Genomic DNA, 15,968 nt, shown 5'->3' with positions numbered 1-15,968 from the left:
GATGAAGCTGTCTTTTATTCCCGATTCCCTGGGCTACCTGCCCTTTGAGGACATGCTGGACACGGCGCAGAGCCTGGGAATTCAGGCACTGGAAATTCCAACGGGCAACTGGTCCAAAGCACCCCATTGCAGCCTGGACGAGCTGGTGTCCAGCAACCTGGCCCGGGACAACTATCTGGAGGCCCTGAAAAAGCGGGGCCTGGAACTGATCGCCCTCAACTGCTCGGGCAATCCGCTGGCCTATGAAATGGACATGGCAGTCACCCAGAAGACCTTTCAACTGGCGGAACTGCTTGGCGTCCGCAAAATTGTCATGATGAGCGGCCTGCCGCCGGGCCGCAAGGGCGACGCCACCCCCGTATGGGTGACCACAAGCTGGCCGCCGGAAACCCAGGATGTGCTTAACTATCAGTGGGAAAATGTAGCCATTCCCGCCTGGCGCAAGCTGGTGAAAGACGCCAAAAACTGCGGCGTCGAGCGCATCGCCCTGGAAAACCACGGCTACCAGTTGGTCTACAATCCGGAAACTCTGTTCCGGCTGCGCCGCGAGGTTGGCAATCTGATCGGCATGAATCTCGATCCGGGGCATATGTTCTGGATGGGAGGCGACCCTATCGAAGCCGCGCGCGTCCTGGGCGAGGCCCTCTATCACATCCACGGCAAAGATTCTCGCCTGGAACGCCGTATGGTTGGAGCCAACGGCGTACTGGACACCAAAACCATCGACCGCTATGCGGAGCGATCCTGGAACTATGTCGCCGTAGGCTGCGGCCACGACCTCAAGTGGTGGAAAGAATTCTTCTCCGTCTGCCGCATGGCGGGCTATAACGATTACGTTTCCCTGGAAATGGAGGACATGACCATGCCGCCCCTGGCCGGCGTCAAAACCTCCCTGGATGTACTGCGCCTCGCAATATAAGAAAGACCGTCGGCGGGTCTTTCGGCTCGTAGCGCAGGGCTCAGGGCGCAGGAAACCCGTCTGGAGATTTTAGCAGCCATCCCGAATAGTCTTCAAACTAATAACCCCAGGATACCGCCAATTCGCGACAATCCTGGGGGTTGATTTTGGGGATTTTCTTCGTTTTATTTCTTTGTTGCTTGTTTTATGGACCTAAGTATATAATAAAAACAAAAAATATGAGGTGATTTTTTATGTTCGGCATTGAACGCCGTCGAAAAATCATGGAACAACTCACGCAGGACCGAAAAGTATATGTTGCCGAACTTAGTAAAAAATTCAACGTCACCGAAGAAACGGTCCGCCGCGATTTGGAAAAATTGGAACAGGAAAATTTGCTGCAGCGCAGTTATGGCGGCGCAGTTCTCAATGTAGGCACCAGTGAGGATCTCTCTTTTATAAAACGGACTTCCATCCATCATGCCGATAAAGAACTCATTGCCCAAAAAGCGGAATCTCTCATTAACGACGGCGATACACTTATGGTGGATGCCAGCACAACTTGTCTGGCCCTGTTGCGACATCTGAAAACAAGAAATGACTTAACCATTATCACCAATTCCATTCTCTTAGTCAATGAATTTGTCAACTCTTCTTTTACCGTCATTTCAAGCGGCGGAACCCTGCGATCCCGTTCGTATGCGCTCACCGGACCGGCTGCCACCGGCATATTGGAAAAATACTATGTGGACTTAGCGCTTATCAGCTGCAAGGGCCTGGACCGCAGCCGGGGCATTATGGAATCCAACGAACCGGAAAGTCTGATCAAACAAACGATGATCCGGCAAGCAAAAAAAACCATTTTGCTGGTTGACCATTCCAAGTTTGATAAAACAGCTTTTACGAAAACCTGTGATTTTACCCTGATCGACTACATTGTCACCAACCAGGAACCTTCCGCCGAATGGCTGGACTTTTTTAACCAGGAATTGATTAAAATCATTTATTAAAAAACGGCTCGTGGCTCAGGACTCAGGGCGCGAAAGACCCGTCTGAAAATCATTTTGGGCAGCCAATCCAGGCAGAAGGACCGCCTTGTCATAAGCGTAGGTTAAGTGGTAACGGCGGAGCGTTGATAAGGCGATTCTTCTGCCGTTAACAGATATTTATGTAATCTCAAAAAGTGATACTTTCTGATCCCATCAAAACAAACAAGCAAACGGTTTCCCTGTCGGGAAACCGTTTGCTTGTTTTGATTACAGCCCTTATTTTAAATAGAATACTTCGGTCATTTTCGGCTGGGCGCCCGTCTGGGGGTCCATGACCATGGTCATAACGTCTTTCATATATTCATTCCACTTATCGACCACCGGACTTGCCGCCTGGCACTTCTCCGCAAAGGCCACGCCTTTTTCACATTCAAAATAACCGAACAGTTCGTTGCCGATATTCCAAATGGAATAATTGCCAATGCCGGCATCCTTTAAGACTTGCTTCATTTCCGGCCAAATCTCGTCATGCCGCTTCTTATATTCCTCCAGTTTCCCTTCACGAACCATCGCCTTCCAGGCAAATCTCTCCATACGGTTTCGCTCTCCCTTCCGTTTCCATTTTAACCTTTTTATTTCCCTGTCAGCGCATAATCCCCTGCCGCTTTAGTGCCATAACGCTCTTCTTCGATCTGTTCCAGCGTCTTGCCGCTGGTATCCGGCGCCCCAATTGTCCCAATGATCCAGCTGGCGGCAGCAAAACCGACCATCAGCATAACGGCGTATTGAAAACCTAAACTTTCCATGATGATCGGAAAAGCAAACGCCCAGATGGCGGCGGCAAAGCGCGTCACAAAGAAAGTAAACCCTTGCGCCGTCGCACGGTAACGGGAAGGAAACAGTTCGCTGCACCACAGCTGATAAAAGGCCTGCTGCCCTGACCCGTTATTAATCCCCGCAAAAGCCGTGAAGGCGAAAACCATTCCCATGGTCATGGATGCCGGCGGCAAGAGCCACATAGCCCAGGCCAGCACATAAATGCCACCGATAACAAAATACATCAGCCGGCGGTTAACCCGGTCGCCCCAGCGCATAAAGATAAAGAACGTCGCCAGAATAGACATGACAAAGGATCCGACTTGCAGCGTATTGCTCATCGCATTGGAAAGATTGCCAACATGTTCGAAGATATACGGCATAAAGAAGCCCCAGGTGCTGGCGCATAAATTCCAGACCGAATAAACCCCGCAAAGGAATAATACCGTTTTAAAATTAATGCCGCTAAATAGTACACTATAGGAAGTCTTCGTCACGCGCCCGGCAGCCAGCAATTCATTTTCCTTCTTCTTGGCCTCCTGCCAATCCTTCGATTCCGGCATCTTCAGCCGCTGATACCAAACCCAGGCCGCGACCAGAATCAAGTGTCCAAAGACAAGACGGTTTCCCAATAAGCCCAGATTATTTACTAAAACCGATAAAATCAAAACGATGGCCGGCCCCAGCGCCCAGGCAAACTGGGCAGAACCGCAATGCTTGGCCCGGTTTTCCGCCGGCGCCTCTTCCGCAATCATGGTCCACGATGCCACGACATCCGCGCCCACGCCCAGGCCGACAATGATATAGCCGCCTAAGAGCATCGCGTAATTCACGCCGAAAACAATGAACAACATCCCGATAATGTAAACCAGCAAATCATAGGTATACACAAATTTACGGCCATATTTGTCGCAAATGCGTCCGCCGATTAAGGCTCCCACCGCGGCCGAGCCGGCATTGGAGCTCAGTGCCCCCAACAGCCCCAACTGGGCTCCGTCCATTCCCAGATACTTTTGCCATAAACTCAGGCCCGCAGCCCCGGCCACGATGGAACCGGCGTCGATATAACTCGTCATCGCGGCAATGATCGTCTTTTTCCAGGCGGAAGGTTCTTGCATTGTCATGTTGGTACCCCTTTCCCTTTAGCAAATATTTTTAATTTCTAATCAACTCGACCTATTCAAATAATTTAAAAAGTAGTATGCCCAACAGCGAGGATGACTGCGGCAGAAGACGGACCGTTCCGTCTCCGCCGCCTTTTCCTCAGTTCAGAAATTCTTTGCGCAAATCAATCCGGAAATCCCGGGCAAGGTCCTCAAAATTTTGACTGCTAATGGTTTGCTTCTTGCCACCCATCGAACGGACTTTGACGCAGATCTCCGCGGCTTTCTCCACCGTATCCATAAGCCCGAACGCCTCGTCAAAGCTGTCTCCCGCCACAAACATGCCATGATGCGCCCATACGACGGCGTCGTATTCCCGCATCAGTTTGCCCGTCGCGTCGGCAATCGCCTTACCGCCCGGGACCATCCACGGCACAACCCCGATTCCCCGCGGAAAAATGACCGGGTCTTCAGTAGCCATTTCCCACAACTCCCGTGTAAAGGCTTTATGCTCCAGCGGCAAAACAAAGGTCAGTGCGATGGTATTGGCCGGATGTGCGTGGTAAATCACCCGGTTGCCGCCCTGGGTCCCTTCTTTTTTGATCTCATGATTGGCAAGATGGGTCGCCAACTCGCTCGTCGGGCGCCCTCCCTGCACAAGCCCCCAGACAATACTATATTTTTCGCCGGTTTGGTCCAGCTTAATGATCGCAATATTCTCTTGGGGGCAAAGGCTGACATTGCGCATATACCGGCCGGTGCCGGTCACTAAGAAATATTCCCCCGCCAGCCCGGGTACCGCCACACCGATTGGAATCCACTCCGCCGGCGCTTTCAAGTCCGCCTTTACCGCCTCGATTTCTTCCGGCTTAATGCGGTAGCTTAAATTGCCGCCGTTTCTTTCATGCCAGCCCTTGCGAAAGGCATCTTCGGTCAGGCGAATAAACCCCTGTATAAATTTTGCGTTTTTTATATCCATTGTTTTAACCCCTTTAACGTCTCGCTAAAACCTCTGCTTCGTATTGTTGCACTTCTTTAAACCAGGTCTTTCCCCGGGGAACCCCTTGCTGCTCGCAGTAATGATCCCAGATATCACCGAAGGGAAGGGTTTTACATTCCTCCATGACGGCCATCAGTTCGGTAAAATTCTTCTCATCCTGCATTTTCTTTAATTCCCGGTGCGGCAGCAGCAGCGCATAGAGCAAAGCCTTTTCCATGTTGCGCATGCCCACAACCCAGGCGGAAATGCGATTGATGCTCGCATCAAAGAAATCCAGCCCGATGAAGACGCGGTCCAGCGCATCGCAGCGGACAATTTCTTTCGCAATTTCTTTAAGTTCCTCATCAAACAGGACAACATGGTCGCTGTCCCAGCGCACCGGGCGGCTGACATGAAGCGCCAGCCGGTCGGCAAACAGCAGCATCGAAGAAATCTTGTCCGAAACCACTTCCGTGGGATGGAAATGCCCCGTGTCCAACAGGCAGAGCAGATTATTCTTCGCCGCATAGTTCATGTAAAATTCGTGGGATCCCACCGTATAGGATTCTACGCCCAGTCCGAAAACTTTGGACTCCACACTGTCTGCCAGATACTTCTTATCATATTGTTCCCGGAAAATTTCGTCCAGGGAATCTTTCAGGCGCTGCCGCGGTCCCAGACGGTCGGCGGGAATATCTTTATAGCCATCCGGAATCCAGACATTGTTCAGGGACGTACAGCCCAGCTGTCTACCAAAATAAGCGGCGATTTTGCGGGTTGCCTTGCAGTGGTCGGTCCAGAATTTACGGATCGAAGCATCCGGCGAAGAAAGGGTCAAATTATCCGCCGCCTTGGCGTGGGAGAATAAGGTCGGATTAAAATCCAATCCCAGACCACGTTCTTTGGCAAAATCCACCCAGGCCTGAAAGTGTTCCGGTTCCAGCTTGTCCCGTTCCACTTTCTTTTCGGTAATAGCATAGGAAGCATGCAGATTAATCTTATGTTTTCCCGGAATCAGACTCAGGGCCTTGTCGATATCGGCCATAAGCTGCTGCGGGTTGGTGGCCTTGCCCGGATAATTGCCCGTGGCCGCGATCCCGCCGGTAAGTTCTTTCGCATCAAAACCGGTGACATCATCGCCCTGCCAGCAATGCATCGAAATTTTCACCTTTGACAGCTTGTCCAACGCCGCCTGGACATCGACCCCCATTTCCTGATACATTTTTTCGGCTTCACTAAATCTTGACATCTCGTTCATCCTCCCCTTTACCCCTCTACTTTTTTCACGTTGAACGATCTGGCGATGGTTTCCCGCGCTTCGACCAGGTCGGCAAAGGCCTGACTCTTCAGCATCTGCGCGACCAGATTCCCCAGCGCCGTCGCCTCCACCGGCCCGGCATAGACCTCTTTCCCCGTATATTCCGCCGTAAGCTTGTTCAGGAAATGATCCTGGCAGCCGCCGCCGACCACATGAATCCGCGGGTACTCTTTGCCGGTCACGCCTTCAATTTCCGCCACCGTAGCGGCATAACACTTCGCCAAACTGTTATAGACGCAGTAAAGCAGCTCACACTCCGTTTCCGGCTTTTCCTGCCCGGTTCTTTCGCAATACTCCTGCACCGCCCGGATCATGCTTTTCGGCGCCAGGAATGCTGCGTCGTTCACATCCAGTACGGAAGGAAAATAACTGCCGATCTCCGCCAGCGTATACAGCTCGTCAAAACTGTAGGCATGTTTGAACTCCTTGCGCAAGGACTGCATGATCCAAAGCCCCATAATATTCTTCAAATACCGGTAACGGTAATGATAACCGCCTTCATTCGTAAAGTTATGCTGCCGGCTTTCTTCCGTACAATCCGGTATCAAACGCTCGATACCCATGAGGGACCACGTGCCCGAACTCAAGTAAATAAAATGGTCGTCATTCGCCGGCACCGCTAACACGGCGGAACCCGTATCATGTGTCGCCGGCAGAACCACTTCGGCGTTGAACCCGACGCGTTTTTGGATTTCCGGCGCAAGATCCCCCACTGAAGCCTTCGGCATGTGCAGCTTACCGAAAATCCGTCGCGGCAATCCTAACCGCCCAATTAATTCTTCATCCCAATCCTGGGTTTGCGCATTGACCAGCTGCGTCGTCGTGGCATTGGTGTACTCGTTCTTCTTTTCCCCGGTCAGGCGAAAATTTAAATACTCCGGAATCATCAGAAAACTTTGCGCCTGATTTAAAAATTCGGGGTTCTGCCGCTGCAACGCCGCTAATTGATACACCGAATTAAAGAGCTGCTTCTGGATACCGTTGCGGTGATAAAGTTCCTCTTCCGAAATGACTTTATAAACCTCCGTATCCATCCCCTGTGTACGCCCGTCGCGATAGGCAATGCTGTTGCCCAGCACGTGGCCGGCCCCGTCCAGCAAAACAAAATCAACACCCCAGGTATCAATGCCGATACTCAGCGGGATCCGGTCAAGCTCTTTACAGCGCTCGAGTCCCTTGAGCACTTCCTGGAACAGCCTGTCCAGATCCCAGCACAGATGACCGTCCTTTTCCTCCAGGCGATTTTCAAACCGGTAGATCTCTTCAATGCGGACTTTTCCATTTTCGATCCAGCCCAAAATATGCCGGCCGCTGGAGGCACCAATATCGACAGCCAGATAGTACGTTCTTTTCATTTCCTGCTTCCTCTCCAACTACCAACCCACCTTGATTCATTAATTATTTGTTTTTGTCTGTTTTTTTGCTTTTTACCGGATTACACCCCTTTACCCTTTTATTTCGGGAAACTCTCTCATTGCAGCCTTTCACCGGAATCGTTAAAACTTCATACAAAACAACAAATTCCGGCAAATTGAAATGTTTTCATCTTTTATATTTTTATTATATTTCTGAAATCAACACAAGTCAACAGCAAAACAAAGATTAATACAGCAAGAAATTAGTAAAAACAGATAAAAAACAACATAATAAAAGTACTTTTAGAAAAGAACAAACCCCAGGCTACCGCAAAATCGCGGAAATCCCGGGGTTTATCCGTTAATTTTCTTTTTTGTCTTTAATTATCCAATCCTGCCTTTCTCCCATAAGCCATTGCTCAGGTCGCCGGCAATTTTTTCGTATTGTTTATCAGACAAACCATAGAAGAAGGCGATAAGAATGGCCGCAATACCCAAAGCAATACCGGGATATAAGGTCATAGCCGCTTTGATTCCGGTCAGAGTTTCTTGAGATTGTACGGCATTTGCTACATAGCCGGTGAGTGCGAGAATACCGGAACTAACAATCGCAGCAATAGCCTGGGCAATTTTGCGGGAGAAATTGAAGGCCGCGTAAGTAATGCCTTCTTTGCGAATCCCGCTATGCCATTCACTATAATCAATAACATCAGACACAAAAGCCCAGGTTATACCGTTGGGAATCGCCAACGCCGTATAACCAATCGTCACAAGAATAACAAATGTATAAAGATTGGTTGGAATCAAAAAATTAAGTAAATTAGCAATACAACCGATAACCAAACCAGCGACAGCGGTCTTCTTTTTGCCAAACCGGTTAACCAGCTTGGGAATCAGCAAGCTGCCCAATACGGCGCATCCCATCATGATCCCATTGACAATAGGTTGTAAACTCAGGTTTCCCAAATTATACTGGCAAAAGAAAATCATCATCTGCATGTTGGTATTCATCGCGGAAATAGTAAATAACGTCATCAAAACAATACAGATTAACGGTTTGTTGGTGAAAACGACTTTGAGGTAGTCGGCAAATCCGGCTTTCTTTTCCGCATTCGTATTTCGCTGTACCGGAACATGTTCCTTCGTATTAAAATAGCAGATAGCAAAACTAATCACACCGATGACAGCCATAATCGCCGAAGCAACAAAAAATCCGTGGTGGGGATTCGTAAACTGCAACAGAATCGGTACAAAAGCGATCCCTGTCAGAAGCTGGGCGCCGATGGAACCTACCTGCCGCGTCGTCGCCAATTGGCTGCGTTCATTTACATCCCGGGTCATAACACTGGCTAACGAAGCATAAGGAATATTGGTAAAGGAATAAACAAGACCCCAGGCCATATAGGCTCCGTATGCGAAGATAATCTTGCCACCCGTTGATATAGCAGGCATGGTAAAGGTGAGGACCGTCAAAACAGCCAAAATAACAGCGGAAATCATCATGACCGGGCGAAACTTACCGCGACGGCCAATATTTTTACGTTCATCAATCATGGATCCGGCAATCGCATCCATAAATGCATCGAAGAGCTTGGTAAAGGCAAAGATTCCGGCCACTGCTACCGCTGGAATTGTACAAACATCAATCCAGTATTTTGTCAAATAGGCCTGTCCAAGGTCAAACATGAACCCATTGCCAAAATCACCAAAACCATAACAAATTTTTTCCCGCCAGGATAACTTTTTCTGGTCCGCCGGAGAGCGGCCTGCCGGCATAACCCCCGTTTTTTGACTGGTACTTACTTGTTCATTCATAAAGCGTCCTCCCTTAGATATATAAATTTATCATGCAGCTCATTTTTTATAACGTCACGCCATCCTTGAAAATGGCCAGTTCATGCTTATCCAACGCTTCCGATTTGGCATGGGCCCGGCCGGACGCCACATCGAGGATAAAACGGAAGAACCGCTCCGCCGCTTCATCCATCCTTTCCCCGTGTACCAACGGTCCCGCATCGAAATCGATCCAGTTCTTTTTATACTCTGCCAGCCTGGAATTGCTGGCAATCTTGAGCGTCGGCACCGGACAGGCAAACGGCGTACCTCTGCCGGTCGTAAACAGTACCAGTTGCGCTCCTGCCGCCGCTAAGGTGTTGGCCGCCACCAGATCATTTCCCGGCGCCGCCAAAAGCACTAACCCTTTTTTCGTCACCCGGTCCCCGTATTCCAGTACATCTTCCACGATGGCCCGTCCGCCTTTTTGTACGCATCCCAGCGATTTGTCCTCCAGCGTCGTGATTCCGCCGGCCTTGTTTCCCGGCGAAGGATTTTCGTCCACCTTTTCTCCATATCGCAGGAAATAACTTTTAAAATTATTAATCAGCGCGACCGTCTTCGCAAATACTTTCTCGTTCCGGCTCCGGTTCATGAGCAGCGTCTCTGCGCCGAACATTTCCGGCACTTCCGTCAGGATGGACGTTCCGCCGGCTCCGATCAGCCGGTTCGAGATCTCTCCGACCAGCGGATTGGCCGTAATTCCCGAAAATCCGTCCGAGCCGCCGCATTTCAGTCCAATCGTCAAATGCGAGGCGTCACACCGTTCCCGTTGAAACTGTCCGGCATATCCGCACAGCTCCTTTACCAATTCCACGCCGGCCGCGATTTCATCTTCCACTTCCTGGCAAACCAAAAACTTGACCCGTTCCGGATCATAACTGCCAATCACTTCTTGCAGCAGCGAAATCTGGTTATTCTCGCATCCCAGCCCCACAACCAGCACGGCCCCGGCATTCGGACTGTGGACTAATCCGCTCAAAATCTTCTGCGTATGCAGCTGGTCGTCTCCCAACTGTGAGCAGCCGTGCGGATGGCTGTAGGCATAGATCCCGTCGATACTGCCTTCTTTATACCGCTGCGCCTGTTCTTCGATCGAACGGGCTATGCCGTTCACACAGCCTACGGTCGGAATAATCCATACCTCGTTGCGGATCCCCACGGCGCCGTCTTGCCGCTTATATCCTAAGAACTCATAGCGGGATTCGCTCTTCAGTTCCTCCCGTTCCGCGTGCTCCGGTTCATAGGCATATTCCAACAGATTCCCCAGTTTACTGCGTACATTGTGGGTATGGACCCAGCTCCCCGGGGCGATGGCTTCCCTGGCAGTACCAATCGGGAAGCCATATTTCACAATATCACCGCCGGCCGGAATGTCCCGCACGGCAATTTTATGCCCTGCCGGCACGTCGTCTTTTACCCGGATATTCTTGCCGTTAACCGGAATCACATCACCTTGCGCGATGTTCTCCACGGCGACTGCCACATTGTCTTTTTCATTGATTTTACAGAGGATTGCCATAACTCTCACCTTATACCCGGCGGCCTAATTCTTCGATATGAGCCTTGACGCCCACTTCCGCCATCCGGTCCAGGTGAACCGTCACCGCCTCGGCAAAACCCGCTATCTGCGTCAAATCTTCACCCCAAAAATCGCTGCGGCTCATAACCGCCTGCGCATAAGCCCCGTTGGACAGGCCGGCATGCTCGCGGAGGAACGCCAGCTTTTCCGCATCGTCATGGATTTCATAGGGTTGGTCCCCGCGAGTGCCTATCAGGCAATGTTCGCCTTCCTGTTTGGTCCGGTAGAACGCCAGGAGGGCCGCAAACGAATAGGTCAGCCATTTCGGCAGCTTGCCCTTCTGGGCCAGGCTGTCCTTAAAGCTCGGCAACACCCGCGCCCGCCACTTGGAAATCGAGTTCAGCGATATCGATAGGAGAGCATGGTTTACGAACGGGTTTTCAAACCGTTCAAACACGGCGTGGGCAAAGGATTCGGCCTTTTCTTGCGGCATATGGACCGTTGGCACGATTTCGCCGAACACCGATTGTTCCAGTTGGGTCCGGATCGCCGGATCCGCCATGCACTGGCCGACATAGTCCATTCCCGCCAAATACGCGCCCAGCACCATGGACGTATGGGCCCCGTTAAGAATGCGCACTTTCCGCTCCTTGAAAGTTTCCAGTTGATCCGTAAATTCCACATCCCATTTTGACGACGCAACCTTCAACTTATCCGCTACGCGAAGATCCCCAATGACCCAGAGACCAAACGGCTCCGCCTTGTCGAGCAGTTCGTCTTCATACCCCAGCGCCCGGCACATATCCGCCGCTTCCTGCCGCGGATATCCCGTAACAATCCGGTCCACCAGGGTACCGGCAAAAATGCAGGCTTGTTCCAGCCAAGACTTAAAGCCATCCGGGAGCTGCCACAGCTCCACATATTGGAAGACGCATTTCTTCAGGTTTTCCCCGTTCTTTTCAATCAGCTCTACCGGCAGCATTGTCAGGCCTTTGTCGTCAGCACCCTGAAAATGCTTGTACCGTTCATACAAAAATTTCGTCAATTTGGCCGGAAACGTCTTAGGCGGGCAATCTTCCAGTTTATCCCCATCTTCGAAGACGATGCCGGCTTCGGTCGTATTGGAAACGACAAATTCCAGCGTATCTAAATAAGCTAATTCCATAAACGCATCATAGTCTTCGTAAGCGCCGAGAACTTTTTCAATACACGTAACCACACGGTTTTCTTCATAGGGCTTGCCGTCTTTCTGTCCACGCAGGCAAACCGTATAGATGTTGTCCTGGTTCGCAAAACGGTCCGGTTTTCCCGGCAGGGGAACAATGACGGCAACATTGCTGTTGAATCCCAGTTCTTCATTCGCTACATCGATGCCGTAATCAACAAAGGCGCGCAGAAAGTTGCCTTCCCCAAACTGCATAACCTTGATCGGACGGGATGTTCTTTGATACAATTCATTTATTTTTTTCACCGTATAAGCCTCCAAATATCTATGTGTATTGGATTATTCCGCAAATTGGAAATAGTTTGCTGCGTTGTGATAGCAAATATCTTCCACCATTTTGCCTAAGGATTCCATATCCGCCGGATATTGACCATTTTCCACAAGATTGCCGATCCAGTTGCAAAGAATGCGGCGATAATATTCATGACGCGTATAGGACAAAAAGGACCGGGAGTCGGTAAGCATCCCCAAAATATTGCCGAACACAGACAAATTAGCAATACTGGTCATTTGGTCTATCATGCCTTGCTGCGTATCATTGAACCACCAGGCAGTTCCCTGCTGAATTTTCCCTTTTGCTTCCGGTCCCTGGAAAGAACCGATAATTGTGCCGATCAGCGCATTATCTGCCGGATTTCCGGAATATAGAACCGTTTTCGGCAAAATACCTTTTTGATTCAAACGGTCCAAAAGAGCTACCAGCCCTTCGCCGCAATCGCACGAAGCAATACAATCAAAACCCGTATCGGGACCAAGCTGCCTAAACAAATTGGTATTATTGTCGCGCAAGGTAGCATAATGGATTTGCATTACCCAGCCGCGCTTAGAATATTCACCGGCCAAAAAGGTAAGCAGCGCCGTTTTATAGGCTTCTTCCTCTTCCACGGAAACCGCCGCTCCAGCCAACGCTTTGGCGACAATTTGATCCAGGGCGGCTTCCTCCGCCTCCCGGCAGAAGACATATTTCAAGGCATGATCCGTAGCCCGGCAGCCCATTTCGGCAAAGAAAGCGATCCGGTTTGACAAAGCCTGACGAATATCGTCCATCGTTTTAATAGCTATACCCGACACCTCGGCCAAGCGGGTCATATATTCCGTAAATCCCGCCTTTTCAATTCCCATAGCCTTATCAGGACGCATAGCCGGAAATACTTTAGCCGCACAAGAACCTTCTTCTTTTAACTTTTTATGCCATTTTAAATCATCGACCGGATCATCGGTTGTACAGATTACCTTAACATTCGATTTGGCAATAATGCCTTGCACGCCCATATCCGCTGCCTGAAGCCTTTGATTGCACAAACGAAAGATTTCAGCTGCTGTTTTTTCATTTAAAGGCATATCGCAATGGAAATACCGTTTCAATTCCAAATGACTCCAATGATACAACGGATTGCCGATTGCTCGCGAAAGCGCTTTCACATATTCTAGGAACTTTTCCCAATCACTCGATTCCTTGCCGGTGATTTTCGATTCCGGCGTTCCGTTAGAACGAATGAGACGCCACTTATAATGATCTCCCCCCAGCCAAGCTTCCGTAATACTTTTAAACTTGTGGTTTTCCGCTATTTCTTGCGGTGAAATGTGGCAGTGATAGTCAATAATCGGCATTTTTTCGGCATATTCATGAAACAGCCTTTTTGCGGTTTCTGTTTCCAGCAAAAAGTCCTCATCCATAAATTTCCTCATGTTAGTCGCTTCCTTTCCGCGCTCCCCCTGATTAAAATAAACGCCATTTTTATGTAAGCGTTTACATGTTTCTTTTCAAGAATACTATACTATTCAAATTGCGTCAATATTTTAAACTAGATAAATATTTAAATTATGCAAACACCCGGAAAGAGGGCAAAAATAAAAAAGCCGGGCCTTTTATTGACCCCGGCTTAAAACGTATGAACGTATAATCAATATTTGTCCCTATTGGTTAACCGAAAAAACAAAACTTTCTCTTTCCGCTATCTGAGCTGAAAACACCGTTTTCGTCGGAACCGGAGCAGACCTGTCGCTCATTAGTTGTGTCACGGTATGAACGGCCATTGTGCAAAGATCTCCTAACCGATTATCCAAACTGGTAAGCGTAGGGGTAGAACATTCTGCTAAAATGGAATTATTGCAGCCGATGACGGGAATTGCCTTGCCGTTTTTCAGCGCAGCCCGTTGAGCGGCTACCGCTAACAAATCCTCAGACGTAACAATAGCATCGAAAAAAATGTCGTTGGCGATCAGTTTTCTTACTATATTTTCCGCCGCTTCTAAGGTGCGGGGAATTTTTTGCGCCAAAACAGGAGCCGCGTCAAGAAAGAAATCGTCAATACCGGCTCGATATCCGGCAAGCTTTTGTTTGCCGCTGTAGGTAAGAGAGTCATATAAATACAGGATGGAACTACAATTTTTCTCTGCCAGTTTTTTGACAATCGTTCGCATTCCTTCTTTTTCATCACAGACAATACTGAAAGCCGAAGGCGAATGATAATCGCTATTGATCGTGATAATCGGGATATCTGATGAGATCCTTTCCAATTCTGCTACATCGCGGCGGGAAGAGAAAGGGGTACCGACAATAATAATCGCATCTACATGCTTTTGGGTTAAATAGCGCAAATATTCAGCGCCTTTTCCGTCATCCGAACCGGTACAGCACAGCACGACATTCCAATCTTTTTGCCGGAGATCATTTTCAATCAAGGATACCGCTTTGGCATAAAAAGTATCGGCCACATCGGCACAGAGTACGCCGATCATTTTCATGGAATCTAAACCTAAGCCACGGGCAAACGGATTGGGGTTGTAATCCTCTTCCTTCATGACAGCCAATACTCTTTCTCTTGTTTCCGGGCTGACGCGTCTGCTGCCGTTCAATACACGGGATACCGTAGCAATCGACACGTTGCATTTCTTTGCAATATCATAAATCGTCATGGCATACCTCGATTGTGTGTTAGTCCTTTTACAATATTAACAATATTATGACATATCTCTGAGTAAAAGCAAAGGTACGAAATATATTATACCGCAATATTTGTTCCTCTTCCTCCCTTGGGATTATCTTTTAACGCCAATTCTTTTCCAACACCATTTAGGAAACTTATAAGAAAACAGTAAAAGTAACGAAAAATCAAGGGTCAGGCATTAGCTATCATGATAGCAATGTCTGACCCTCTTCTCTTTCTCCAAAGTGGGGGGTTTACTAAACCTTCCCTTTATGAATCAATTGAAAAATACTTTCTCATTTTATCAAATGACCTCTTTTTGTGAAAATACATCAGTTCAGCCAGCGCCTTATCGTTTCCTGTTTTAATATATTCAACCATTTTATGGTGTTCTTTGTTGGAGTCTAACATGACTTCCGGAAATATTTCAAACACCTTTCGCATTCTTTTTTCCGATTCAATCAAATCAAAAATAGTATTTATCAAAATTTGATTGCCGCAGCTGTTAATAATCACTATATGAAACTCTTTATTCAGTTTACTGTAGTGCTCAATATCATTCTTTTGATGGGCCTCATTTAAAGAATTGCAACATGTCTCAAGTTCGGTTATCGTCTGTTCTGTAGCATTCTTAGCAGCTAGTTGAGCAGCAAACGGCTCCAGATACTCCCGCATTTGCAGCATATCTTTAATATTTTTCAAAGAAATCCCGGTAACCTTCGAGCCAATATGAGGAATTGTTTTAACAAGCCCCTCCGCACTTAATTCTTTCAACGCTTCGCGCACGGGTATATCGCTTACGCCATATTCATTCGCGATTTGCTTAATTACCAAATGAGTGTCTGGCTCCAATACGCCATCCATTATTTTCTTCTTAATTTCATTATAAATTGACGCTGATTTTGTCATTGACAAAATTGCCATTTTTACACCTCAAACCAATTTATTTAAAAATGACACCTACTTTTCAATATATCAAATACAAAATATATAATATATT

The 15,968-nt window shown here is 48.6% G+C and carries 13 protein-coding genes; 2 read left to right on the top strand and 11 right to left on the bottom strand.

Annotated elements, in window-relative coordinates:
- Nucleotide 1: 1 nt before the first annotated feature.
- Nucleotides 2–919 carry a sugar phosphate isomerase/epimerase family protein gene (locus LUCIF_RS25160; RefSeq protein WP_122630646.1) on the top strand — a complete coding sequence of 306 codons (918 nt, stop codon included), beginning with the start codon at nt 2–4 and terminating at the stop codon, nt 917–919.
- Nucleotides 920–1,152: 233 nt separating this feature from the next.
- The gene (locus LUCIF_RS25155) at nt 1,153–1,908 is read left to right on the top strand and encodes a DeoR/GlpR family DNA-binding transcription regulator (protein WP_165866170.1); all 756 of its coding nucleotides are present in this window, start codon (nt 1,153–1,155) and stop codon (nt 1,906–1,908) included.
- A 255-nt stretch (nt 1,909–2,163) separates the two neighbouring features.
- Here the strand turns inward: LUCIF_RS25155 and LUCIF_RS25150 are convergent, their stop codons facing one another.
- The 11 genes from LUCIF_RS25150 to LUCIF_RS25100 all read right to left on the bottom strand — a co-directional run bounded on the left by LUCIF_RS25150 (nt 2,164) and on the right by LUCIF_RS25100 (nt 15,892).
- Nucleotides 2,164–2,481 carry an L-rhamnose mutarotase gene (locus LUCIF_RS25150; protein WP_122630645.1) on the bottom strand — a complete coding sequence of 106 codons (318 nt, stop codon included), beginning with the start codon at nt 2,479–2,481 and terminating at the stop codon, nt 2,164–2,166.
- Between the two features lie 38 nt (nt 2,482–2,519).
- On the bottom strand, nt 2,520–3,827 hold the full coding sequence (locus LUCIF_RS25145; RefSeq protein ID WP_122630644.1) for an MFS transporter: 1,308 nt from the start codon (nt 3,825–3,827) through the stop codon (nt 2,520–2,522).
- A 139-nt stretch (nt 3,828–3,966) separates the two neighbouring features.
- On the bottom strand, nt 3,967–4,785 hold the full coding sequence (gene rhaD, locus LUCIF_RS25140; RefSeq protein WP_122630643.1) for a rhamnulose-1-phosphate aldolase: 819 nt from the start codon (nt 4,783–4,785) through the stop codon (nt 3,967–3,969).
- A gap of 13 nt (nt 4,786–4,798) precedes the next feature.
- On the bottom strand, nt 4,799–6,034 hold the full coding sequence (locus LUCIF_RS25135) for an L-rhamnose isomerase (RefSeq protein ID WP_243638792.1): 1,236 nt from the start codon (nt 6,032–6,034) through the stop codon (nt 4,799–4,801).
- A gap of 17 nt (nt 6,035–6,051) precedes the next feature.
- Nucleotides 6,052–7,458 carry a rhamnulokinase gene (rhaB, locus tag LUCIF_RS25130; protein ID WP_122630641.1) on the bottom strand — a complete coding sequence of 469 codons (1,407 nt, stop codon included), beginning with the start codon at nt 7,456–7,458 and terminating at the stop codon, nt 6,052–6,054.
- A gap of 384 nt (nt 7,459–7,842) precedes the next feature.
- On the bottom strand, nt 7,843–9,273 hold the full coding sequence (locus LUCIF_RS25125; protein WP_122630640.1) for a glycoside-pentoside-hexuronide (GPH):cation symporter: 1,431 nt from the start codon (nt 9,271–9,273) through the stop codon (nt 7,843–7,845).
- Between the two features lie 46 nt (nt 9,274–9,319).
- Nucleotides 9,320–10,813 (bottom strand): UxaA family hydrolase, encoded by a 1,494-nt coding sequence (locus LUCIF_RS25120; RefSeq protein ID WP_122630639.1) that lies wholly within the window; start codon nt 10,811–10,813, stop codon nt 9,320–9,322.
- 10 nt (nt 10,814–10,823) lie between these two features.
- Nucleotides 10,824–12,284, bottom strand: a complete 1,461-nt coding sequence (locus tag LUCIF_RS25115; RefSeq protein WP_122630638.1) for a tagaturonate reductase — start codon at nt 12,282–12,284, stop codon at nt 10,824–10,826.
- A 33-nt stretch (nt 12,285–12,317) separates the two neighbouring features.
- Entirely contained in the window at nt 12,318–13,727 is a 1,410-nt protein-coding gene (gene uxaC / locus LUCIF_RS25110; protein ID WP_122630637.1) for a glucuronate isomerase, read from the bottom strand.
- 228 nt (nt 13,728–13,955) lie between these two features.
- Nucleotides 13,956–14,957 carry a LacI family DNA-binding transcriptional regulator gene (locus tag LUCIF_RS25105; RefSeq protein WP_122630636.1) on the bottom strand — a complete coding sequence of 334 codons (1,002 nt, stop codon included), beginning with the start codon at nt 14,955–14,957 and terminating at the stop codon, nt 13,956–13,958.
- Nucleotides 14,958–15,238: 281 nt separating this feature from the next.
- Entirely contained in the window at nt 15,239–15,892 is a 654-nt protein-coding gene (locus LUCIF_RS25100; protein ID WP_122630635.1) for a GntR family transcriptional regulator, read from the bottom strand.
- Between the last annotated feature and the right edge of the window lie 76 nt (nt 15,893–15,968).

Source organism: Allolucifera butyrica (genome assembly GCF_900476375.1).
GTDB classification, from domain to species: Bacteria; Bacillota; Negativicutes; order Sporomusales; family UPPP01; genus Lucifera; species Lucifera butyrica.
Note: the sequence above shows the minus strand (reverse complement) of the source record. Positions and strands in the feature narration are given on the sequence as shown.